Origin of the sequence: Streptomyces sp. NPDC006739, assembly GCF_042869815.1 — a bacterium.
In the GTDB taxonomy this organism is placed as follows: Bacteria; Actinomycetota; Actinomycetes; order Streptomycetales; family Streptomycetaceae; genus Streptomyces.
In genome coordinates this window covers 54572-76722 of sequence record NZ_JBIAGM010000015.1, presented here as the reverse complement: position 1 = coordinate 76722, position 22151 = coordinate 54572, and the positions used below count along the sequence as shown (strand labels likewise).

At 73.3% G+C, this 22151-nt stretch carries 16 protein-coding genes, 1 tRNA gene and 2 pseudogenes; 7 read left to right on the top strand and 12 right to left on the bottom strand.

The window, feature by feature from the left end; genetic code table 11:
* Positions 1-18 precede the first annotated feature (18 nt).
* Both ACFYMM_RS27840 and nrfD read left to right on the top strand, forming a co-directional pair.
* Positions 19-972, top strand: coding sequence for a 4Fe-4S dicluster domain-containing protein (locus ACFYMM_RS27840; protein ID WP_388391157.1), 954 nt, complete (start codon positions 19-21; stop codon positions 970-972).
* Positions 969-1985 (top strand): NrfD/PsrC family molybdoenzyme membrane anchor subunit, encoded by a 1017-nt coding sequence (gene nrfD, locus ACFYMM_RS27835; RefSeq protein ID WP_388391155.1) that lies wholly within the window; start codon positions 969-971, stop codon positions 1983-1985. Before ACFYMM_RS27840 ends, nrfD begins: the two co-directional genes overlap by 4 nt.
* On the opposite strand, the gene ACFYMM_RS27830 is transcribed toward nrfD, so the two are convergent.
* Positions 1979-2266 carry a hypothetical protein gene (locus ACFYMM_RS27830; protein ID WP_388391153.1) on the bottom strand — a complete coding sequence of 96 codons (288 nt, stop codon included), beginning with the start codon at positions 2264-2266 and terminating at the stop codon, positions 1979-1981. The genes nrfD and ACFYMM_RS27830 overlap by 7 nt on opposite strands.
* Positions 2267-2350: 84 nt before the next feature.
* Between ACFYMM_RS27830 and fdh the strand changes: the two genes are divergently transcribed.
* Positions 2351-5611 (top strand): formate dehydrogenase, encoded by a 3261-nt coding sequence (gene fdh, locus ACFYMM_RS27825; protein WP_388391151.1) that lies wholly within the window; start codon positions 2351-2353, stop codon positions 5609-5611.
* Between the two features lies 1 nt (position 5612).
* Here fdh and selD read toward each other — a convergent pair whose 3' ends face one another.
* On the bottom strand, positions 5613-6620 hold the full coding sequence (gene selD / locus ACFYMM_RS27820; RefSeq protein ID WP_388391149.1) for a selenide, water dikinase SelD: 1008 nt from the start codon (positions 6618-6620) through the stop codon (positions 5613-5615).
* A gap of 34 nt (positions 6621-6654) precedes the next feature.
* Between selD and ACFYMM_RS27815 the strand changes: the two genes are divergently transcribed.
* A tRNA-Sec gene (locus ACFYMM_RS27815) sits at positions 6655-6748 on the top strand.
* 34 nt (positions 6749-6782) lie between these two features.
* Here ACFYMM_RS27815 and ACFYMM_RS27810 read toward each other — a convergent pair.
* From ACFYMM_RS27810 to ACFYMM_RS27780, 7 genes and pseudogenes are all read right to left on the bottom strand, one after another.
* A pseudogene (locus ACFYMM_RS27810) lies at positions 6783-8531 on the bottom strand (SelB C-terminal domain-containing protein); the annotation flags it as partial.
* Positions 8532-8536: 5 nt separating this feature from the next.
* Entirely contained in the window at positions 8537-9874 is a 1338-nt protein-coding gene (selA, locus tag ACFYMM_RS27805) for an L-seryl-tRNA(Sec) selenium transferase (RefSeq protein WP_388391147.1), read from the bottom strand.
* A 140-nt stretch (positions 9875-10014) separates the two neighbouring features.
* Complete coding sequence (locus tag ACFYMM_RS27800; RefSeq protein WP_388391428.1) at positions 10015-11007, bottom strand: MASE1 domain-containing protein; 993 nt, start codon at positions 11005-11007, stop codon at positions 10015-10017.
* A 59-nt stretch (positions 11008-11066) separates the two neighbouring features.
* Entirely contained in the window at positions 11067-11897 is an 831-nt protein-coding gene (locus tag ACFYMM_RS27795; protein WP_388391145.1) for a PP2C family protein-serine/threonine phosphatase, read from the bottom strand.
* 95 nt (positions 11898-11992) lie between these two features.
* A complete protein-coding gene (locus ACFYMM_RS27790; protein ID WP_388391143.1) occupies positions 11993-12313 on the bottom strand; it encodes a hypothetical protein in 321 nt (106 codons plus the stop codon).
* 36 nt (positions 12314-12349) lie between these two features.
* Positions 12350-12769: a hypothetical protein gene (locus ACFYMM_RS27785; RefSeq protein ID WP_388391141.1), complete on the bottom strand. Its 420-nt coding sequence runs from the start codon at positions 12767-12769 to the stop codon at positions 12350-12352.
* A gap of 284 nt (positions 12770-13053) precedes the next feature.
* Positions 13054-14259 carry a hypothetical protein gene (locus ACFYMM_RS27780; RefSeq protein WP_388391139.1) on the bottom strand — a complete coding sequence of 402 codons (1206 nt, stop codon included), beginning with the start codon at positions 14257-14259 and terminating at the stop codon, positions 13054-13056.
* A gap of 144 nt (positions 14260-14403) precedes the next feature.
* Here ACFYMM_RS27780 and ACFYMM_RS27775 point away from each other — a divergent pair, with 144 nt between their 5' ends.
* Positions 14404-15849 (top strand): glyceraldehyde-3-phosphate dehydrogenase, encoded by a 1446-nt coding sequence (locus tag ACFYMM_RS27775; RefSeq protein WP_388391137.1) that lies wholly within the window; start codon positions 14404-14406, stop codon positions 15847-15849.
* Between the two features lie 87 nt (positions 15850-15936).
* On the opposite strand, the gene ACFYMM_RS27770 is transcribed toward ACFYMM_RS27775, so the two are convergent.
* The 3 genes and pseudogenes from ACFYMM_RS27770 to ACFYMM_RS27760 all read right to left on the bottom strand — a co-directional run bounded on the left by ACFYMM_RS27770 (position 15937) and on the right by ACFYMM_RS27760 (position 19085).
* Positions 15937-17433 carry a collagenase gene (locus ACFYMM_RS27770; protein ID WP_388391135.1) on the bottom strand — a complete coding sequence of 499 codons (1497 nt, stop codon included), beginning with the start codon at positions 17431-17433 and terminating at the stop codon, positions 15937-15939.
* Positions 17434-17470: 37 nt separating this feature from the next.
* A pseudogene (locus ACFYMM_RS27765) lies at positions 17471-17983 on the bottom strand (M9 family metallopeptidase N-terminal domain-containing protein); the annotation flags it as partial.
* A 142-nt stretch (positions 17984-18125) separates the two neighbouring features.
* Complete coding sequence (locus ACFYMM_RS27760) at positions 18126-19085, bottom strand: LysR family transcriptional regulator (RefSeq protein WP_388391133.1); 960 nt, start codon at positions 19083-19085, stop codon at positions 18126-18128.
* Positions 19086-19252: 167 nt separating this feature from the next.
* On the opposite strand from ACFYMM_RS27760, the gene ACFYMM_RS27755 reads away from it, so the two are divergent.
* Both ACFYMM_RS27755 and ACFYMM_RS27750 read left to right on the top strand, forming a co-directional pair.
* On the top strand, positions 19253-20791 hold the full coding sequence (locus ACFYMM_RS27755) for an alpha-N-arabinofuranosidase (RefSeq protein ID WP_388391131.1): 1539 nt from the start codon (positions 19253-19255) through the stop codon (positions 20789-20791).
* A gap of 45 nt (positions 20792-20836) precedes the next feature.
* Positions 20837-22150, top strand: coding sequence for a glycoside hydrolase family 27 protein (locus ACFYMM_RS27750; RefSeq protein ID WP_388391129.1), 1314 nt, complete (start codon positions 20837-20839; stop codon positions 22148-22150).
* Position 22151 lies beyond the last annotated feature (1 nt).

Below are 22151 nucleotides of genomic sequence, written 5' to 3'. Positions count from 1 at the left end.
GAGCGAGGAGGTCACGGGATGACCCGGGACGACGACACCGCGCGCGTCGGCAACGCGCTGTACGGCCCGCAGCCCGACGTGGCCGGGGCCTCCGGCTATCCGGACGCCCCGCCGCGCATGGGCTTCTTCACCGACACGTCCGTGTGCATCGGCTGCAAGGCGTGCGAGGTGGCCTGCAAGGAGTGGAACGCCGTGCCGGAGGACGGCCTGGAGCTGACCGGCATGTCGTACGACAACACGGGCGGGCTCGGCGCCGACACCTGGCGGCACGTGGCCTTCATCGAACAGCGCACGGCGATCGACCCGCCGGACGCCGGGGCCGCCGGGGACGGTGCCGACGTCTTCGACGCCGCCCGCCGGCTGGGCACGGACACCATTTCCCCGGTGACTCCCGACGGGCGCACGGAACTGCGCTGGCTGATGTCCTCGGACGTGTGCAAGCACTGCACGCACGCGGCCTGCCTGGACGTCTGCCCGACCGGGTCGTTGTTCCGCACCGAGTTCGGGACGGTCGTCGTCCAGGAGGACATCTGCAACGGCTGTGGCTACTGCGTGCCCGCCTGCCCGTACGGCGTCATCGACCAGCGCAAGGACGACGGCCGCGCCTGGAAGTGCACCCTGTGCTACGACCGGCTCGGCGCCGGCATGGAACCCGCCTGCGCCAAGTCCTGCCCGACCGAGTCGATCCAGTTCGGCCCGCTGGAGGAACTGCGGGAACGGGCGGCGGGGCGGGTGGCGCAACTGCGCGCGGCCGGGACGGCGAACGCGCGGCTGTACGGCGCCGATCCGCAGGACGGCGTGGGCGGCGCCGGGGCGTTCTTCCTGCTGCTGGACGAGCCGGAGGTGTACGGCCTGCCGCCCGACCCGGTGGTGACCACCCGGGACCTGCCCGACATGTGGCGGCACGCGGCACTGGCCGCCGCCTCCCTCGCGGCCCTGGCCGTGGCCAGTTTCGTCAGGAGGCCGCGATGAGCGGATCGGACGTCACCCGGGACGGCGTGCGGCGGGAGCGGCCCGGACGGGACGCGGTGGCCCCGGCGGCCCAGGCGCACACCGGGCGCCGCCGGCGCCGGCGCGGACGGGGCGAGCAGCCGATGGTGCCGGACGCCGAGTTCTCGTCGTACTACGGCCGCCCGGTCCTGAAGAGCCCGACCTGGAACCCGCTCGACATCGCCGGGTACCTGTACCTCGGCGGTCTGGCCGGCGCCTCCTCGCTGCTGGCGGCCGGGGGCCAGCTCACCGGGCGGCCGGCGCTGGCCCGGCCGGCGAAGCTGGGGGCGGCCGGGGCGATCTCGCTGTCGCTGGCGGCGCTCGTGCACGACCTGGGGCGGCCCGCCCGCTTCCTCAACATGCTGCGCGTCTTCAAGCCCACCTCGCCGATGAGCGTCGGCTCCTGGCTGCTGGCCGGGTACGCGCCGCTGACGCTCACCGCGGCCGCCACCGACGTGGCCCGCCGCTACCGCCCGCTGGGCTCCGCCGCGACGGCGGCCTGCGCCGTTCTCGGTCCGGCGGTCACGACCTACACGGCCGTGCTGGTCTCGGACACCGCGGTGCCCTCCTGGCACGAGGGCTACCGTCAGCTGCCGTTCGTCTTCGCGGGCTCGGGGGCGACCGCGGCGGCCGGTCTGGCGCTGGCCGCCGTCCCGGGCGGCCAGGCGGGCCCGGCCCGCCGCATGGCGGTGCTGGGCGCGACGCTGGAACTGGGCGCCTTCCAGGTGATGAAGAGACGCCTGGGCCTGCTCGCCGAGCCCTATGAGCAGGGCCGTGCGCACCGGATGCTGCGCGGGGCCGAGGTGTTGACGGCGGGCGGCGCCGCGCTGTCCCTGCTGTCCGGGCGACCGGGCGGCCGCCCTCGCGCGGTGGCGGCGGGTGCCGCGCTGCTCTGCGGTTCGGCGGCGCTGCGGTTCGGTGTGTTCCAGGCCGGGGTGGCGTCCGCCGAGGACCCGAAGTACACCGTCGTACCGCAGCGGGACCGCGATCACTGACCGGGGCAGTCGGGGGCGCCGTAAGGGGGCGCCGGGGCTCCCTCGGCATCGGTCAGGTCGTCGGCCACGGCGTCCAGCTGCTGCCGGCCGTACTCGTCGAGGAAGGGGAGGAGGGCTCCGCAGTCGCGGCAGGCGCGCCCCAGACGGGCCTCGAAGACCGGCCGGGGCTTGAGGACACCCCTGCGGGGGAACTTGAGCCGCAGGTTCTCGCCCCGCCTCTCCCCCGAGGCGAGTTCACCGACCGGGCTCAGCCGGCCGGAGCCGCATATCCGGCATCGCATGCGGGAACCCTACGCCGCGCGGAGATGCCGTAGCCCGCCGGCGGCGGGAGAATCGGTTACGGGAGCAGTCGGAGGGAGCGACCGATGGGCGTACGCACCTGGATCGACTCCTGGCCGGTGTACCGCCAGCTCACGGGCACCGATCCGCTCGGCCGGGGCGCCGCCGCCAAGAGCGGGCGCAGCGCGTCGCTCGAGCCCCGTGTCGCCACCGCCGACCGCGTCGTGAAGTCCGTCTGCCCGTACTGCGCCGTCGGCTGCGGCCAGAACGTGTACGTCGAGTGCGGCCGGGTCACCCAGATCGAGGGCGACCCCGACTCCCCCGTCTCGCGCGGCAGGCTGTGTCCCAAGGGCGCGGCGAGCCTCCAGCTGACCACGGGGGACGCCCGCGAGCAGCACGTCCTGTACCGGCGCCCGCACGGCACCGGGTGGGAGCGCCTGGACCTCGGCACGGCGATGGGGATGATCGCCGACCGGGTGATCGAGGCCCGGCGGGCCGGCTGGCAGTGGGAGGTCGACGAGACCCGCACCCGCCGCACCATGGGCATCGCGAGCCTGGGCGGGGCCACGCTGGACAACGAGGAGAACTACCTGATCAAGAAGTTGTTCACGGCGCTGGGCGCGATCCAGATCGAGAACCAGGCGCGTGTTTGACACTCCTCCACCGTTCCCGGTCTGGGAACCTCGTTCGGACGCGGCGGCGCGACCACCTTCCAGCAGGACCTGCAGAACGCGGACTGTGTCGTCATCCAGGGCTCGAACATGGCCGAGTGCCATCCGGTCGGGTTCCAGTGGGTGATGGAGGCGCGGGCGCGCGGCGCCAAGGTGATCCATGTCGATCCGCGGTTCACGAGGACCAGCGCGCTGGCCGACGTACACGTGCCGCTGCGCGCGGGCACGGACATCGCCTTCCTCGGCGGGATCATCCACTACGTCCTGGAGAACGAGAAGTACTTCCGCGAGTACCTCGTCGCCTACAGCAACGCGCCCGTAGTGCTGCGCGAGGACTTCCGGGACACCGAGGACCTGGCCGGTGTCTTCTCCGGCCTGGACACGGACAGCCGCAGCTACGACAACGGGAGCTGGCAGTACGAGGGCACGGAGATGCAGGCCGCCTCGGGCCGGCGGGACCAGGAGTACGAGGAGCGCACCGGCGGCGGCAGTTCGGTCACCGAGGCCGGGCGCGGCGAGTCCCACGGTTCGGGCGGCGCGGACATCGGCGAGGGCGAGCCGGAGCGGGACGAGTCGCTGACCCATCCGCGCTGCGTGTTCCAGGTCCTCAGGCGGCACTACGCCCGCTACACGCCCGAGATGGTCGAGCGGGTCTGCGGGGTGCCGCAGACCCTGTTCCGGCAGGTGTGCGAACTGGTCACGGACAACTCGGGGCGCGAGCGGACCACGGCCTTCGCCTATGCGGTCGGCTGGACCCAGCACACCGTGGGCGTCCAGAACATCCGTGCCGCCTCCGTGCTGCAGACGCTGCTCGGCAACATCGGCCGGCCGGGCGGCGGCATCCTGGCGCTGCGCGGCCACGCCTCCATCCAGGGTTCGACGGACATCCCCACCCTGTTCAACCTGCTGCCCGGCTACATCCCGATGCCGCACGCGCACCAGCGGCAGGACCTGGAGGCCTTCGTGCGGGCGGAGGCGGCCCGCAAGGGCTACTGGGGCAACATGCGCGCCTACCTGGTGAGCCTGCTCAAGGCCTACTGGGGGGAGGCGGCGACCGAGGACAACGACTTCTGCTTCGACTACCTGCCGCGTCTGACCGGCTCCCACTCCGCCTACGAGACGGCCATGGCCCAGCTGGACGGCGTGTGCAAGGGCTACTTCCTGATCGGCGAGAACCCGGCGGTGGGCAACGCCAACTCCAAGCTGATGCGCCTGGGGATGGCCAACCTGGACTGGCTGGTGGTGCGGGACTTCTCCCTGATCGAGTCGGCGACCTGGTGGCGGGACGGCCCGGAGATCGAGACCGGGGAGATGCGCACCGAGGACATCCGCACCGAGGTGTTCTTCCTGCCGGCCGCCGCGCACACCGAGAAGGACGGCAGCTTCACCAACACCCAGCGGCTGCTGCAGTGGCACCACCAGGCGGTCGAGCCGCCCGGCGAGGCACGCAGCGACCTGTGGTTCACCTACCACCTCGGCCGGCTGATCCGGGACCGGCTCGCCGCGTCCACCGACCCGGTGGACCGGCCCGTCCTCGACCTGGTCTGGGACTACCCGACGAAGGGCCGGCTCGCCGAGCCGGACGCGGAAGCGGTCCTCGCCGAGATCAACGGCCATGGCGCCGACGGCGAACCGCTGTCCTCCTACGAACAGCTGGAGGCCGACGGCTCCACCTCGTGCGGCTGCTGGATCTACTGCGGGGTCTACGCCGACGGCGTCAACCAGGCCGCCCGCCGCAAGCCCGGCCGCGAGCAGGACTGGGTGGCGGCCGAGTGGGCGTGGGCCTGGCCGGCCAACCGCCGGATCCTCTACAACCGTGCCTCCGCCGACCCGGACGGCAGGCCGTGGAGTGAGCGCAAGGCGCTGGTGTGGTGGGACGCGGAGCAGGAGAAGTGGGTCGGGCACGACGTCCCCGACTTCAAGGCCACCAAGTCCCCCGGCCACCGCCCGCCGCCGGACGCGACCGGGCCGGACGCCCTCTCCGGCCAGGACCCGTTCATCATGCAGGCCGACGGCAAGGCCTGGCTGTACGTGCCGTCCGGGCTCACCGACGGTCCGCTGCCGACGCACTACGAGCCGCAGGACTCGCCGTTCCCCAACCTCCTGTACGACCAACAGCGCAATCCGGTACGGCACTTGCTGCCCCCGCACCCGGACAACCGCTACCAGCCCAGCGGCGCCGACCCCGGCTCCGAGGTGTTCCCGTACGTGGCGACGACCTACCGGCTCACCGAGCACCACACCGCGGGCGGCATGTCCCGCTGGCAGCCCTATCTGGCCGAGCTGCAGCCGGAGTTCTTCTGCGAGGTCTCCCCGCGCCTCGCCGCCGAGCGCGGCCTGGAGCACACCGGCTGGGCGACGATCGTCAGCGCGCGGGCCGTCGTCGAGGCGCGGGTGCTGGTCACCGACCGCATGCCGCCGCTGACCGTGCACGGGCGCGAGCTGCACCAGGTGGGCCTGCCCTACCACTGGGGCCCGAACGGCTACAGCACCGGTGACTCGGCCAACGAGCTGCTGCACCTGTCCCTGGACCCCAACACGCACATCCAGGAGACCAAGGCGTTCGCCGTCGACATCCGTCCGGGCCGCCGCCCGAGGGGCCCGGCGGCCGTGGAGCTGGTGCGCGCCTACCGGGCCCGGGCGGGCATCGACGCGGACACGGGGACCGAGCCCTGAGTCACCGGAGCACCAGGGAATGGCTGCCGCGCGGCACCAGCTCCCCGATCACCGGCGCGCCGGGCACCTCCCCGGCGACGAGCAGGCCCCCGGAGGTCTGGGCGTCGGCCAGCAGCAGCCGGGTGTCGGCGTCCGTGTCGCCGAAGTCGGTGTACGGGGTGACCCACTCCAGGTTGCGCCGGGTGCCGCCGCTGACGTACCCGTCCCGGACGGCCTCGCGGGCGCCGTCCAGGTAGGGCACGGCACCGGTGTCGATCACGGCGCTCACCCCGGAGGCCCGGGCCAGTTTGTGGAGGTGGCCGAGGAGGCCGAAACCCGTGACGTCGGTGGCACAGCGGGCCCCGGCGGCCAGGGCAGCCTCGCCGGCGTCCCGGTTGAGGGCCACCATCGTGGCGACGGCCTGCTCGAACCGCTCGCCGGTGGCCTTGTGCCGGTTGTTCAGCACGCCGAGGCCCAGCGGTTTGGTCAGGGACAGCGGCAGTCCGGGCCGGCCGGCGTCGTTGCGCAGCAGCTGTTCCGGGTCGGCGACGCCGGTGACGGCCATGCCGTACTTCGGCTCCGGGTCGTCCACGCTGTGACCGCCGCCGACATGGCAGGCGGCCTCCGTGGCGACGTCGAGTCCGCCGCGCAGCACCTCGCCGGCCAGGTCGAAGGGGAGCCGGTCGCGTGGCCAGGCCAGCAGGTTGACGGCGAGCAGCGGCCGGCCGCCCATCGCGTAGACGTCGGACAGGGCGTTGGCGGCGGCGATGCGTCCCCAGTCGTAGGGGTCGTCCACCACCGGCGTGAAGAAGTCCGCCGTGCAGACGAGCGCCGTCCCGCGGTGGCCGACCACGGCGGCGTCGTCGCCGGTGGCGATCCCGACGAGCAGGGGTGCCCCGGCCGCGGCGGACGGCGGCGCGGCCAGCCCGGCGACCACCTCCTCCAGTTCCCCGGGCGGGATCTTGCAGGCGCAGCCGCCGCCGTGCGCGAACTGCGTGAGCCGGACGGGGGCTTGGCGGGTCGCGCTCATCGGGTCTCCTGGGTCGCGTAGCCTGGCGGACGGTGGAGGCGTGTGGGTGCCTGGTGGCCCTCCCGGTCTTCAAAACCGAGGTGCCCGAGGATCTCGGGCAGGCAGGTTCGATTCCTGTCCGCCTCCGCTTCCCGGCTCCGGCCGGCAGCGCCGGTGCCGGTCGTCCACGCGCTCCGTGTACCCCTCGGCGTCCAGGAACTCCAGCAGCGGTACGGCGACCCGGCGGGTGGTGTCCAGGGCCCGGCGGGCCTCGCTGAGCGTGAACGGCTGGGGCAGGGTGCGCAGGACGGCGGCGGCCTCGGTGTCCGCCCCGGGCAGCAGCACGATGCCGTCGGTGATCCGCAGCAGCGCCCCCGCCGCGACGGCGGCGGCCACCGCCTTGCGGGTGAGACCGAGGTCCGCCAGCCGGTCCGCCTCGGGCGCGCGGAAGGGCGTACGGGCCAGGTCCCGTCGTACGGCGTCCACGGCCGCCCGCAGCGGCGGCGGCAGCGTCGGCCGGAGGCTTCCGGGGGCGTACAGCCTGCCCCGGCGGCTGACGAGCGGGCCGGTGCCGGGGGACCCGGCGAGGGCGTCGACGAGGGCGCGGTCGGGCAGGCCGAGCAGGTGGCGGGCCGCCTCGGTGGGCAGGCCCGGGTCGAGGGGGTGGCACCGGGCGTGCCGCTCGACCTCGGCGGCCAGGCTCTCCCGCAGCCGCGTCCAGTGGCCGGCGTCGGCCAGCCAGTCCCCGGTGACCGGTGCCGTGGGGGGCGCGACGCCCATCGCGAGCAGGTCGGCTCGACGGATCAGCTTGCGGCGGCGCAGCTCGGCCGGCCCGTCGGGGCGGCCGGTCAGTGCCATGAGTTCGGCCGCCCGGGCGCGGCCCGCACCGCGTCGGGTCAGCGACGGCGGCCGTACGTCCAGGACGGTCACGCCGCGGGGCGGGCGGCTGCCACCGGGTTCGCGCAGCACGGCGCGGTCGCCGACGCGCAGCGGCAGTGCGCGGCGCAGGGTGAGCCGGGCGGTGTCCTCACCGAGCGGTCGGACGGTGACCGGGACGGCGGCGGTGCCGAGGTGCAGGGTGAGGGCGCGGGGCAGGTCGGCGGCCGCCTCCCCGGTGACCCGGACGTCGGTCACCCGTGTGAGCAGCCAGCGGCCGGGGGTCAGCAGGACCTGCCCGCGCCGCAGGGTTCCGTCGCCCGGGCCGTGCACGTTGACGGCCACGCGGGCCACCGCGCCGACGGCGGAGCGTTCCTCGTGCAGGCTCTGCAGCCCGCGCACCCGCAGTCCGGCCGGTCCGTCGCCGGTGGCCAGCCGGTCGCCGACGCGCAGGGTGCCCGCGCCGAGGGTACCGGTGACCACGGTGCCGTGGCCGCGCACGGTGAAGGCGCGGTCGAGCCAGAGGCGTACGTCGGCGTCGGTGTCCGGATCCGGCAGGGCCTGGGCCAGGCGGGCGAGTTCGGCGCGCAGTGCGTCGAGTCCGGTGCCGGTCACCGCGCTCACGGCGACGGACGGCACCCGGCCGAGGGAGGTCGCGGCCATGCGGGCCACCGCGTCGGCGCGCACGGCCTCGGGGTCGGCGAGGTCGCTTCGGGTCACCGCGAGGACGGCGTGCCGGACGCCGAGCGCGTCGAGGACGGCCAGGTGCTCCTGCGACTGCGGCTGCCAGCCCTGGTCGGCGGCGACGACGAAGAGCACCCCCGGGACGGGTCCGACCCCGGCCAGCATGGTGGCGACGAACCGCTCGTGTCCGGGTACGTCCACGAAGGCCAGGTGTTCCCCGCCCGGGGCGAGCCTGGTCCACACGAAGCCGAGGTCCAGGGTCAGGCCCCGGCGCCGTTCCTCCTCGAACCGGTCGGGCTCCATCCCGGTCAGCGCCCGCACCAGCGCGGACTTTCCGTGGTCGACGTGCCCGGCGGTGGCCAGCACCCGCATGACGCCTACCTTCCCGCTGCCGACCGTACGGCCTCGGCCAGCCGCTCGTCGTCCTCGGGCGGCACCGCCCGCAGGTCGAGCAGGCAGCGCCCCGCCTCCAGCCGCCCGACCACGGGCACGCGGCCGGTGCGCAGCGGTACGGCGTACGCCTCGGGCAGGGACAGCGCCGCGCTGGGCAGGGTGACGCCGGGCGCCCCTCCCCCGCCGACGGTGGCGGCGCCGGCGACGGCCCGCGCGTCGACGCCGTCGGCGCTCAGGGCGTCGGCGAGCCGGCCGGCGCGGGCCCGCAGCCGTGCCGGGTCGGCGGTGAGCGCGGTGGCGGTGGGGGTCTCGGGGCCGGTGAGGGTGGCCTGCAGCGCGGCCAGCGTCAGCTTGTCGACGCGCAGGGCGCGGGCCAGGGGGTGGCGGGTGAGGGTGCGGATCAGTTCGCGTTCCCCCAGCAGGAGGCCGCACTGGGGGCCGCCGAGGAGTTTGTCGCCGCTGGCGGTGACGAGTGAGGCGCCGGCGCGCAACTGGGTCTCGGCGTCCGGTTCCCCGGGGAGCGCCGGGTGGGGGGCGAGGAGCCCGGAGCCGATGTCGGCGACCACCGGGACGCCCAGCGGGGTCAGCTCGCCGATCCCGGCGGCCCGGGTGAAGCCGGTGATGCGGAAGTTGGACGGGTGCACCTTCAGGATGAAGCCCGTCGCGGGGCCGAGGGCGTCGGCGTAGTCGGCGGCGGTGGTCCGGTTGGTGGTGCCGACCTCGCGGAGCCGGGCACCGGTGGAGACGAGCAGGTCCGGCAGCCGGAAGCCGTCCCCGATCTCCACCATCTCGCCGCGGCTGATCAGGATGTCCCGGCCGGCCGCGAGCGCGGTGGCGGCCAGGACCAGGGCGGCGGCGCCGTTGTTGACGACGTGCGCGTCGGCCGCGGACGGCACCCGGTCGCGCAGGGCGGCCAGGGCGGAGCGCCCGCGCCGGGCCCGTGCGCCCGTCGTCAGGTCGAGTTCGACGTCGGTGGGGCCGGCCGCCGCCCACACGGCCTGCCGGGCCGCCGTCGACAGCGGGGCCCGGCCGAGGTTGGTGTGCAGCAGCACTCCGGTGGCGTTGATCACCGGGCGCAGTCCGCCCGCGGTGTCCGGCAGCAGGGCGACCGCCAGGTCCGGCACCTGCTCCGGCGGGACGGCGCCCGCGCGTGCCTGCTCCTGTGCCTGCCGGATCGCGGCCTTCACCACGCCGGGGCCGAGCCGCCCGGCCGCCGTCGACAGCCGGGGATCGCGCAGCACCGCGTCGGTGCGCGGGACGCCACGGCGTACGTCGTGGGTCTCGCGCGCGTCCGCCGTCCGCGCTGCCGGCCGCTGCTCCATGGCGCCCCTGTCCGTCCGGCCCGCCCGCCGCCCGCGCGCCGCCCGCGCGCCGCCCGCGCGGGCCGGGCCCATCGTCTCCCAGTGCCCCTGCCCGGGCGTTCGACACGCCGGACGCGTGGCGGTGCCGGGCGCGGGGCCGCTCAGCGGTGGCCGGGCCGGTCCTCCCGGTGCGCCGGCCGCACGGGCGGGGACTCCCCGGCCGTGAGGTGCTCCAGGACCTCGGCCAGTTCCTGACAGGCCCGTTCCACGGAACGTCTGGTGTTGCGCTGCTCGGTGATCACGGCCGACAGGAGCAGCGCCGTCAGGGCCATCGCGCCGTTGAAGGCCTGCAGCTTCACCATCACCTCGACCCGGTCCAGTCCGGTGAACGCTCCGGCGCCGTCCGTCGCGGCGACCGTGGCCACGACCGAGGTGAGCAGCGCGCACAGCATGCTGCCCACCAGCTGGAACCGCAGGGCCGCCCAGATGAGCAGCGGGTAGACCAGGAACAGCAGGCTGACCGTGCTGTAGACGGCCAGCGGGAGGAGGCAGCCGGCGACGACGGTCAGGGCGGTCGCCTCCTTCCACCGGGACAGCGGCACGGGCCACCGCGCCCGGTGCGCGAGCAACAGCAGCGGGGTGACGATCAGGACGCCCATCGCGTCGCCCACCCACCAGGCCAGCCAGACCGGCCAGAAGCCGTCGGCGGCGAGCTTGTCCTCGAGGACCAGCAGACCGACGCCCACGGTCGCGCTGACCGCCATGGCGGTCAGCGCGCCGAGGAACACCAGCGCGAGGCCGTCGCGCAGTCGGCCCAGCTCATTCCGGAAGCCCGCGCGGCGCAGGAGCAGGGCCGCGCAGACGGGTGCGGCGGTGTTGCCCAGCAGCACGCCGACGGTTTCCGGCCCGGGTGTGGTCAGGGACAGGACGACGCCGAACACGCCGAGTGCGATGCCGGGCCAGCAGCGCAGCCCGAGGAGCAGCAGGGCGGCGACGGCGACGCCGGTGGGCGGCCAGATGGGTGTCACGACCGCGCCCCCGACTGCGAGCCGGCGCACCAGGCCGAGCCGTCCGGCCGCGTAGTAGCCGACGGCGACGGCCAGCACCTGGACGGTTCGCACGCCGGCTCGGCGCAGCTCCTGGCTACCCACCACAGCAGCCATCTGACACCGGTGCCGCCCGGTCGGCGAGGCGAGCGGGGTCCGGTCCGGCCCTATGGCTGAACGCGCGGTCCGTCATGGCCCACGACGAGGACGGCGGCGTCGTCCTCGTGCCCCACGCTCTCCGCGCCCTTGATGACGGCGGCGGCCAGCGCCTGCGCCTCCAGACCGGAGACGGCGGCGATGCCCGCGAGCCGGACCACCTGGTCCAGGCCGTTCTCGACGGAGATCCGGGGCCCCTCCACCACGCCGTCGGTGAGCAGGACGAACACTCCGCCGGTGGTCAGCCGGTGCCGGGCCACCGGGTAGTCGATGCCCTGTTCGATGCCGAGCGGCGGGCCCGCCTCGTCCTCGGCGACACCGGACTTCCCGTCGGCGGTGGCCCAGACGAACGGGATGTGGCCGGCCCGGGCGCTCTCCAGGATCCCGGTGGCGGGGTCCAGCCGCATGAAGGTGCAGGTGGCGAACAGGTCGCTGCCCAGGGAGACCAGCAGGTCGTTGGTCCGGCCGAGGAGTTCGCCCGGCTCGCCGGTGACGGAGGCGAGGGCCCGCAGCGCTGCGCGGACCTGGCCCATGAAGGCGGCCGCCTCGATGTTGTGGCCCTGTACGTCGCCGATGGACAGGGCGATGCGGCCGTCGGGCATCGGGAAGGCGTCGTACCAGTCGCCGCCCACGTTGAGCCCGAAGCACGCGGGGGCGTAACGGACGGCGAGCTGCAAGCCGGGGACGGCGGGCAGGTCGCGCGGGAGCATGCCGCGTTGCAGGGCGATGGCCAGTTCGACCTGGGTGCGCTGCAGCTCCGCGCGCCGGCGCGCCTGGGCGGTGAGCGAGCCGAGTCTGGCCAGCAGCTCGTCGCCGTGATCCGTTGAACGCTTGCGGGGCATCGGTCACTCCGGCTGGGCGGTGCCCCTTTTCAGGGCAAACGCCTAGATTTTACCTTTGTGCGATGATCCCGCCCGGGGAGGCCGGCGCCGCCCGCTCAGCTCACCTGGGAGTCGATGCCGGTGATCACCGCGGGCCCCAGCGGTGCCTGGCTCTCGTCCAGTCCGGCGTCCCGCAGCGCGGAGTCGGCGAGCGCGCGGGCGTCCTGCTCGGCGTGGGGGCCGGTGTCGGCCTCGACGGTGAGACGGATGGTGAAGGTGTTGTCCTCATTGACGGTGAGGACGTCGAGATCCTCCGTGGTGCCCATCCGAGTGCTGTGCGGATCGGCCGGCCGTAGCGCCCGGCTCAGGTGCGATCGGGTTTCGTCCTCGATCTGTGTGGTGAACGTGCCGGGCACGGTGATCACGTAGGTCGTCATGACGATCCTTTCCTCGGACGTCTCGCGTACCCCGATTCACGGCTCCGACCGCTTCTCGTCGGCCGTCGGGGTGAGGCGTGGCCCGAACGGCGTACTCCCGTCGGCCGCGGCACGGGCGGGGGCCGGCCTGGAGCCGGCCGCCGGACCGCCCGGGCCCGCGCCCGTCGAGCGCGCGGCGGTGAGCGGCACGCCGGGGAAGCGGGTGAGCCCTGCGGCGGTGGCGGTGTGGAACAGGTCGGCGGGGTGGATGAGCCGGCGACACTGCGGTCCCTCCTGCGTCTGCCGGGCCTTCAGGCCGAGGGGGAGGAGAGGGAGGACGAGGGGGCCGGCCCGGGTGGGGCCTCGGCGCCGGCGGTCGGTCGCCGGACGGGACTCAGCACGTCTTCGGCCGTGTGGGCCGGTGTCGTCGAGATCATCGGGCGGCTCCCCCCGCTCGTCCGTCGACCCGCCGGCCACGGCTGACGTGCAGCACGCATGGCCTCCGCGTCAGATCCAGCAGGATTCTACGTGCGTCCACTCCGCCCGGCACCAGGCGTTCACGACATGTACGGGGCCCGTCGCCGTGGCCTGTTCCGGCCCCCTCCGCGCCGTCGGTGTGACGGCGGGACCGCCCGTTCCTCCTGATGCCCCGGATCCGCGGGGAGAGGCGCTTTCCCTCTCCCCGCGGATCAAACGGCTGGAACCGGCCGTTCGAAAGGGCACATACCAGCCATCGCGGCCGCCATGCGGAGCCACCCGGGCTAGAGCGGGGAGTGGGCCACCACCGTCAGATAGGCGCCGAAGAGCAGGGACACGAGGGTCAGCGCGGCGCACACCAGTACGGCCTGGGCCGGGCGTACCCGCCAGGTCCGGACGAGGGCTCTGGCCATGGGGATGAGCAGGGGGAACGCGGGCAGCAGGAAGCGCGGCTTGGAGGAGAAGGAGCCGGAGCCGCCGACCACCAGCAGGATCAGGAGGCCGGTGAAGACCACCAGGACCAGCGGGGCCCGGTCCAGGCAGAGCAGGCCGAACAGCAGGACCCCCGCCAGGACGGTGACCAGCGCCATCGGGTACACGAACTTGCCGCCGTACAGCATCAGCGCCTTCAGGAAGTGCAGTGCCCCGACGCCGAAGTCGAAGCGCGAGTCCCAGGCGCTCTGCACCTTGAAGTAGCCGCCGAGCAGGTCACCCGTCTGCTGGCCCACCCACAGCACATAGCCCAGCCAGCCCAGCGGGGCGAGCAGGACGCCGATCCACAGGCCCGCCGGCACCCGCCCGCGCCGCCGTACGACCTCGTACGCACCGGCTACTCCCACGGCCGCGGCCACCGCGAATCCGCTCGGCCGGGACAGTCCCGCGAGCGCGGCCAGCGAACCGGCCCACACCCACCGGCCCTTCAGCACGCAGTACAGCGCCCAGATGGCCAGGGCCGAGAAGAGGGACTCCGTGTACGCGAGGCTCAGCTCGATCGCGTGCGGCATGACGGCCCACAGGGCGACCAGCGCGGTGGCGACTCCTCGCCCGTACAGGTAGTGGCCGATCGCGTAGACGCCGTACGCGGCCACGCCCGCGGCCGCCCAGGAGATCAGCAGCCCCGCCGCGCCGGGAGTGAGCGGCAGGACCGTGGTCAGGGCCCGGATGAGTTGCGGGTAGAGCGGGAAGAAGGCCCAGTCGCTCTGCACGGCTCCCTTCGGGGTGATCCAGATGAGGTGGCCGTAGCCGTGCGCGGCGATGTGCAGGTACCAGCGGGAGTCCCAGGAGTGGGCCAGGGTCTTCAGCAGCGGATGACCGGTGAGGGCGTTCACCAGCATCACCGTGAGGATGCCGGCGCAGCGGACGGCCGCGAACAGGGCGAGGGCCTTGAGGGCGCCGGGCGGGATCCGCCGGCGGGCGCGCTCGATGGCGGGCAGGCGGGCGGGGCTGTAGGCCGCCGCGTACTCGGGAGGGGATGCCGAAGACGTACTCACCCTCAGACTCTGGCCAGGAACGCGCGCGATCGCAATCGGGAATCGGACTTTCTTACGATCTTCCGCCCTCCGCGGACACCCTGTGAAGGACCGAACGCGTGTCGGGTTAGCATATGAGCGCCGCCTAGCTCGAAAGATAGATCTGTGACTGTCAACGACGACTCGTTCACCAACTGGAAGAACCGCGAGGAGATCGCGGAGTCGATGATCCCGATCATCGGGAAGCTGCACCGCGAGCGGGACGTCACGGTCCTCCTCCACAGCCGCTCCTTGGTGAACAAGTCGGTGGTCAGCATCCTCAAGACCCACCGCTTCGCCCGGCAGATCGCCGGCGAGGAGCTGTCGGTCACCGAGACGATGCCGTTCCTGCAGGCCCTGACCACCCTCGACCTCGGGCCGTCCCAGATCGACCTGGGCATGCTCGCCGCGACGTTCCGGGCCGACGACCGCGGTCTGACGGTGGCGGAGTTCACCGCGGAGTCGGTCGCCGGGGCCACGGGCGCGAACAAGATCGACCGCCGTGAGCCGCGGGACGTCGTCCTGTACGGCTTCGGCCGCATCGGCCGCCTGGTGGCCCGTCTGCTCATCGAGAAGTCGGGCTCCGGCAACGGGCTGCGGCTGCGCGCCATCGTGGTGCGCGGCGCCGGCGGCGACGACATCGTCAAGCGGGCCTCCCTGCTGCGCCGCGACTCGATCCACGGCCAGTTCCAGGGCACGATCACCGTGGACCAGGAAACCGGCACGATCGTCGCCAACGGTAACGCGATCAAGGTCATCTACGCCGACGACCCGACATCGGTGGACTACACCGAGTACGGCATCCGGGACGCCATCCTCATCGACAACACCGGAAAGTGGCGGGACCGCGAGGGCCTGTCGAGGCATCTGCGCCCCGGCATCGAGAAGGTCGTGCTGACCGCGCCGGGCAAGGGCGACGTCCCCAACATCGTGCACGGTGTCAACCACGACACGATCAAGCCGGACGAGCAGATCCTGTCCTGCGCCTCCTGCACCACCAACGCGATCGTGCCGCCGCTGAAGGCGATGGCGGACGAGTACGGGGTGCTGCGCGGCCACGTGGAGACGGTCCACTCCTTCACCAACGACCAGAACCTGCTGGACAACTACCACAAGTCCGAGCGCCGTGGCCGTTCCGCGCCGCTCAACATGGTGATCACCGAGACGGGCGCCGCCTCCGCCGTCGCCAAGGCTCTGCCCGATCTGAAGGCGAAGATCACCGGCAGCTCGATCCGGGTGCCGGTGCCGGACGTCTCGATCGCGATCCTCAACCTCCAGCTGGCCCGCGCGACCAGCCGCGAGGACGTCCTGGAGTACCTGCGGGAGGTGTCGCTGACCTCGCCGCTCAAGCGCCAGATCGACTTCATCACGGCGCCCGACGCGGTCTCCAGCGACTTCATCGGCTCCCGTCACGCCTCGATCGTCGACGCCGGCGCCCTCAAGGTGGAGGGGGACAACGCGATCCTCTACCTCTGGTACGACAACGAGTTCGGCTACTCCTGCCAGGTCGTCCGCGTCGTCCAGCACGTCTCCGGGGTGGAGTACCCCACGTACCCGGCGACCGCGGTCTGACGGTCTGCTCGTCTCCCTTACGCGTGGTGCCGCCGGCCGGCGACCCGGTCGGCGGCACCACGCGTGCGGTACGGCCTCGGGCGGACGTCAGCCGGCGGGGGTGGCGCGGCCGCCCGCCGCGCACGCGGTGAGCCACTGGTCGAAGTCGGCGTCGTAGCGGGTTGCGATGCCGTCGTGGTAGACGGCGTAGCCGCCCGCGTAGTCACCGGCGCGGAAGGCGGCGAGCATCCGCTGGACGTCCTCGGGGTGCTTCTCGGTCATGTAGCGGACGGCGAGATAGCCCCACGGGTAGGTGCGGGTCACGTCGCTGTTGTCGTACGTGCTCTCGAAGAGGGTGCTGAGCCGGTAGGTGTGCCGGGCGGCCTCCTGCACCGCCTGGTCGTCGGTCAGGCCCCGGTAGCTGTAGGAGACGTACTCGGCCAGTCCCTCGATCCACCAGATGTCCGGCACCGAGATCTGGTGGGCGAAGTCGCCCTTCATGTCGTCGCGGCCGTCGAGGAAGTGCGTGTACTCGTGGTTGAGGTTCCAGATCCGGGCCACGAATCCGTCGTCGTGGTCCTTCTGGTACATGATCGACACGGTCTGGTTGGCGGGGTCGGAGGGGTCGCCGTCCAAGGTGATGCCGCCGTTGTCCGTGCTGACGCCGTAGATCGCCCCGGCGTAGGTCTGGTAGTCGGCGCGGCTGGCGAAGACGACGAGCCGGATGGCCGAGACGTACTGGCCGGGTATCGCGCCGGCGGCCTTGACCAGGCCGCGGAAGTAGGCGTCCTGGTGCAGCACACTGGCACACACGGCGTCGAGGTCCGCGGCGGTGAGGGACTGGGCGCGGATCGTGTGGTCGGCGTCGCACCGGTGGGTGACGGGCAGGGCGGCCTCGGTCAGTCTGCCCGGCAGGTCGCAGACGCCGTAGTACGAGCAGTCGGTGCCGTCGTAGGAGTTGGCCTGCGTGGCCACCGCCACCCAGAGCGCGGCCGTCGGACCGGTGATCTCCGACTCGTACAGCAGGTCCTGGGCCAGCGGCCGGACCCTCGCCCGCAGTTCGGGGTGTTCGACGTACCGGGCCAGGTTCATCCCGGCGTTGGTGTCGAGGAAGGCCAGGTCGGTGCCGAGCAGACCGGTGTGGTCGAGCGCGAAGTCGTGCAGGGTGCGAGTGATCCGCGGGTCGGCGGCGACCGCCTTCACATAGGCGGTGTTCCAGTTGCCGCGCCACAGGGGCGTGAAGACGTCGTTGACGGCCCTGACCATGCTGTTGACGGTGTCGTACGAGCTGTCGTAGGCGGCGAGCAGCCGCCGGTAGACGTTCAGGTAGCGGGCCTGCCGGTCGGCGCTGTCGGTGAGGACGACGACCTCGCCGAGCACGTCGCCGTTGGCCGCGGTGACGTCCCTGGAGTGGGGGCGGCCGAAGAACGTGTCCAGGCCCCGGGTGGTGGCGGTGGACAGGCGGGCGTCGTAGGCGCCGACGTCACCGGGGTGGTTGAACTGCGCGTAGTAGCCGGCGCGCAGGAACAGCACCAGCTGCCACAGGCCGCCGGAGTCGTCGCCCCGGTAGTGCCGGGCCGTGCGCGGTGAAGGCGTCGGCGACACTGAGCATCTGCGACTGGCGGAAGACCGCGTGCGCGTCCGTGCCCGTCACCGAGAAGAGCGTGTTGACGCAGTCCGTGGTCGCGCCCTTGACGAACGCGACGAGGGCGGCACCGGACCGGCTGCCGAAGTCGGCCGCCCCGCAGGACCCGGTCTTCGGCCGGGCGGTCCCGGCGCTGCGGAGGGAACGCGGCGAGAAGGCCGCCCGGGGCGGGAGCTGGGCGGGACTGATCCGCCGCGCCTGGGCGGCGGGCCGCTCGCCGACGGGCACATCGGCACCGACGGGCGACGGCACCGAGACCCGCACCGCCGAACCGGACGCGACGGCGCCGGACGCCTGCGACGGGGACGCGGCCCGCACCGGCGTACGGGACACGGCACCCGGACCGCCCCGCTGCGGGGACGCGACCGGCACCGACGTACGAGAGACGACGCCCGGGGGGCCCTGCGGCAGGGACGCCGCCGGCACCGGTGTCGACAGCAGGCCGGCCACCGTGACGCACACGGCGAGGGCGCCGGCCGTGCGTCCGGGCAGCGCGAAGCGATAGCGCATCGGGATTCCTCCACGGATGGAAGCGCCTCTGAGGGGTGATGAGGCGTGTGAGGCACTGTCTCGCTCACCGCCCGCCCCAACAATGCCGTGTGACATAGCACATGGCACCGCCCGCCCATAACATCCAAGGCTCGCGGCCGCTCTACGCGCCGGCCACGCTCCACAGCCGCGAGGCCCAGGTTCTCAGGTGCGGGGCCTGGGCGACGAGGTCGCGGTAGGCGGCGGTGGCGGACTGGAACAGGGCCTCCACCAGGTCGTCGGCGACCGTGTCGGGCCGCCACGCCAGGACGTAACGACACCACAGCGGCGTGCCGGCGAGGGGCTTGACCACGACGTGCGGGCCCGGGCGCAGCGTCGGCTGGACGACCGACACGCCGAGGCCGTCGGCGATCATGCTCTGCAGCTGCGTCTGGTCGCCGAGGAACTCGTGCACGGCCACGGGTGTGAACCCGGCCGCCGAGCAGGCGGTGTAGAACACGCCCGGCCAGCCGGCCCCGTCGTCCGGGGTCAGGAACCAGGCGTCCTCGGCCAGGTCGGCGAGCGGCACCTGGGCGCGCTGTCTGAGCCGGTGCCGGGACGGCAGGGCCACGAAGGTCGGCTCGGTGACGATCCCCCGGTGGCGCACCGCGGCCGAATGCCTGAGCTCCATGCCGGGATAGTCGGCGGCGATGGCTGCGTCCACCGCGCCCTCCTCCAGGAGTTCCACGATCCGCGAGGAGGCGTAGACGCTGCTCAGCGCGAGGGACAGGTCCGGCAGCCGGGTGCGCAGCCGGGACACGGCGCCGGACAGCATCGGGGAGTTGGTCGCCGCCACCCTGAGGACGCGGCGGGAGCGTGCGGGTCCGGCGGCCGGGCGGTGCCCGATCGCGTCGGCGCGGGCCAGCACGTCCCGGGCCTGGGCGACGACCTCGGCACCGTACGGTGTCGGCCGCACCCCCGCCGTCCCGCGCTCGAACAGCGGCTCGCCCAGGTGGCGCTCGATGCGCCGGAGCTGGGTGCTCACGGCGGGCTGCGAGTACCCGAGGTGCGCGGCGGCCCGGCCCACGCTGCCCGCGTCGGCGATCGCGCACAGCACGCGCAGGTGCCGCAGCTCCAGCTCCATCCCCACTCCCCCGCCGGGTGCCGAGGCCCCGGCCCGCCGATCCCCACACCCCGTTCGAACAGGAGCGTTCCATCTGACGGTCGCCCGCACAAGTCGACCCCTTGACGCGCCGACACCGGCGATGGCAGCTTTTTTATCGATACAAAGGATCTCGGATCGGAGTACCCGTGCCCACCGCCACCGCCACCGCGATCGTCAACCTCGACATCGAGGGCCCGAAGATCAGCCGTCATCTCTACGGACACTTCGCCGAGCACCTGGGCCGCTGCGTGTACGGCGGCTTCTGGGTGGGCGAGGACTCGGCCGTCCCGCACGCGGGCGGCATCCGCCTGGACGTGGTGGAGGCCCTGCGTGCCCTGGACATCCCCAACCTGCGCTGGCCGGGCGGGTGTTTCGCGGACGAGTACCACTGGCGGGACGGTGTCGGGCCGCGGGAGCGGCGGCCCCGGATGGTCAACACGCACTGGGGGAACGTCGAGGAGAACAACCACTTCGGCACCCACGAGTTCATGGCCCTGTGCGAACTGCTCGGCGCCGAGCCGTACATCAGCGGGAACGTGGGCAGTGGCACCGTGCGGGAGATGAGCGAGTGGGTCGAGTACCTGACCCGTGACGGCGACAGCCCGATGGTGCGGCTGCGCCGGGCCAACGGCCGCGAGGAGCCGTGGCGGGTGAGGTTCTGGGGCATCGGCAACGAGACCTGGGGCTGCGGCGGCAACATGCGCGCCGAGTACTCCGCCGACCTGGCCCGGCAGTACGCGACGTACTGCCGCGACCACGGCGACAACAAGCTGTACCGGATCGCCTCCGGCGCCTCCGACGACGACTACAAGTGGACCGAGACGCTGATGCAGCAGATCAGCTGCTTCGGCTGCGAGGCCGCCCCGCGCACCTTCTTCCAGGGGATCTCCGTCCACCACTACACGCTGGCCGGCCCCTGGGAGGCCAAGGGCAGCGCCACCGTCTTCGACACCGAGGACTACTACCGCACGATGCTGTCGGCCCGGCAGGTCGACCGGATCCTGACCGGCCACTCGACGGTGATGGACTGCTACGACCCCGGCCGCACGGTGGGCCTGGTGCTGGACGAGTGGGGCACCTGGTGGGACGTGGAACCGGGCACCGACCCGGGTTTCCTGTTCCAGCAGAACACGCTGCGCGACGCGCTGGTGGCCGGGACCCACTTCGACATCTTCCACCGGCACGCCGCGCGCCTGTACATGGCCAACATCGCCCAGACCGTCAACGTGCTGCAGGCCATGCTCCTCACCGACGGCGACACCCTGGTCCGCACGCCGACGTACCACGTCTTCGAGATGAACAAGGGCCACCAGGACGCCACCTCGCTCGCCGTGCACCTGCGCTCGCGCGACGCCCGGCGGCGCGTCGGGGACGCCGAGCTGGAGACCCTGTCCGCCTCGGCCAGCGTCAAGGACGGGGCGCTCCTCGTCTCGCTGAGCAACCTGGACGCCGACGAGGCGGCCGAGGTGACCCTCGACCTGCGCGGCGGCCGGATCGGCGAGCCCAGCGCCCGCATCCTGACGGCCGGCCGGCTCCAGGCCCACAACACCCCCGAGGACCCCGCCGCCGTCGCCCCGCGGCCCTTCGACGGCGTGGACGTCACCGACCGCGGCCTCACCCTCACCCTGCCGCCGCACTCGTTCGTCACCGTCCAGGCCCCCTGCGACGTCCCGCCCCACGCCTGACCGTCCCCGCACTCGTCCCCGCACCCGCACTGGAGACAGCCGACCATGACGCGCCCCGTCCGTCCGCTCCCCGCCCGCCGACTGCGTCCGCCGATGGGCTGGAACAGCTGGGACTGCTACGGCACCACGGTCACCGAGGAGGAGGTCCTCGCCAACGCGCACTTCATGCGCGACCGTCTGCTCGACCACGGCTGGGACACCGTGGTGGTGGACATCCAGTGGTACGAGCCCACCGCCCGCGCCCACGGGTACAACCCGGACGCGCCGCTGGTCCTCGACGCCTACGGCCGTCAGCTGCCCGCGCCGAACCGGTTCCCCTCCGCCGTGGACGGTGCGGGCTTCGGTCCGCTCGCCGAGCGGGTGCACGGGCTCGGCCTGCGCTTCGGCCTGCACATCATGCGCGGCATCCCGCGCCGCGCCGTCGACGCCCGGCTGCCGGTGGCGGGCACCGCGTTCACCGCCGACCAGATCGCGGACACCACGTCCGTGTGCCCCTGGAACTCCGACAACTACGGTCTGAACCACGACCATCCGGGCGCCCAGGCCTACTACGACTCCCAGGTGGCCCAGTTCGCGGCCTGGGGCGTCGATTTCGTCAAGGCCGACGACATGCTCTTCCCGTACCACGAACGGGAGATCGCCGCCTATGCCCGTGCCGTCGAGCGAAGCGGCCGGCCCGTCGAGCTGAGCCTCTCCCCCGGCACCGACGTCTCCGTGGCGCACCTCGACCACCTGCGGGACAACGCCACCATGTGGCGGGTGTGCGACGACCTGTGGGACCGCTGGGAGGACGTCGAGGCGCAGTTCGCCCGGATGGCCCGCTGGGCGCCCTGGCAGGGCACGGGGCGGGCGGGCGGCTGGGCGGACGCCGACATGCTGCCGCTGGGCCGCATCGGCATCCGCGCCGAGCGGGGCGAGGACCGGCTGTGCTCCCTCACCCGCGCCGAGCAGACCAGTCTGCTCACGCTGTGGCTCATCTCCCGCTCGCCGCTGATGATGGGCGGCGACCTGCCCACCAGCCCGCCGGAGACCATCGAACTGCTCACCAACGACGAGGCCCTCGACGTCCTGTGGCACAGCACCGGCAACCGCGAGGTGCTGCGCGAGGGCGACCTCGTCCTGTGGACCGCCGACGACACGGACGGGCACACCCGCTACGCCGCCGTGTTCTCCCTGGCCGGCGAGGACCGGGAGGTCGCCGTACCGCTCGGCTCGATCGGCCACCGCCCCGGCCACCGGGTGCGGGAGGTGTGGACCGGCACCGACGTCCCGCACGACGGCCGGGTGCTGACCGCCCGCCTGCCCGCCCACGGCGCCGCCCTCTACCGTCTTGCCGAGGACGGCGACAGTCGGGAGTGAG

What these genes read in the sequence shown, in the direction of transcription:
- ACFYMM_RS27840 (WP_388391157.1), top strand. Translation starts at nt 19, where the DNA reads ATGACCCGGGACGACGACACCGCGCGCGTCGGCAACGCGCTGTACGGC.
- nrfD (WP_388391155.1), top strand. Translation starts at nt 969, where the DNA reads ATGAGCGGATCGGACGTCACCCGGGACGGCGTGCGGCGGGAGCGGCCC.
- ACFYMM_RS27830 (WP_388391153.1), bottom strand. Translation starts at nt 2,266, where the DNA reads ATGCGATGCCGGATATGCGGCTCCGGCCGGCTGAGCCCGGTCGGTGAA.
- selD (WP_388391149.1), bottom strand. Translation starts at nt 6,620, where the DNA reads ATGAGCGCGACCCGCCAAGCCCCCGTCCGGCTCACGCAGTTCGCGCAC.
- selA (WP_388391147.1), bottom strand. Translation starts at nt 9,874, where the DNA reads ATGGAGCAGCGGCCGGCAGCGCGGACGGCGGACGCGCGCGAGACCCAC.
- ACFYMM_RS27795 (WP_388391145.1), bottom strand. Translation starts at nt 11,897, where the DNA reads ATGCCCCGCAAGCGTTCAACGGATCACGGCGACGAGCTGCTGGCCAGA.
- ACFYMM_RS27790 (WP_388391143.1), bottom strand. Translation starts at nt 12,313, where the DNA reads ATGACGACCTACGTGATCACCGTGCCCGGCACGTTCACCACACAGATC.
- ACFYMM_RS27760 (WP_388391133.1), bottom strand. Translation starts at nt 19,085, where the DNA reads ATGGAGCTGGAGCTGCGGCACCTGCGCGTGCTGTGCGCGATCGCCGAC.
- ACFYMM_RS27750 (WP_388391129.1), top strand. Translation starts at nt 20,837, where the DNA reads ATGACGCGCCCCGTCCGTCCGCTCCCCGCCCGCCGACTGCGTCCGCCG.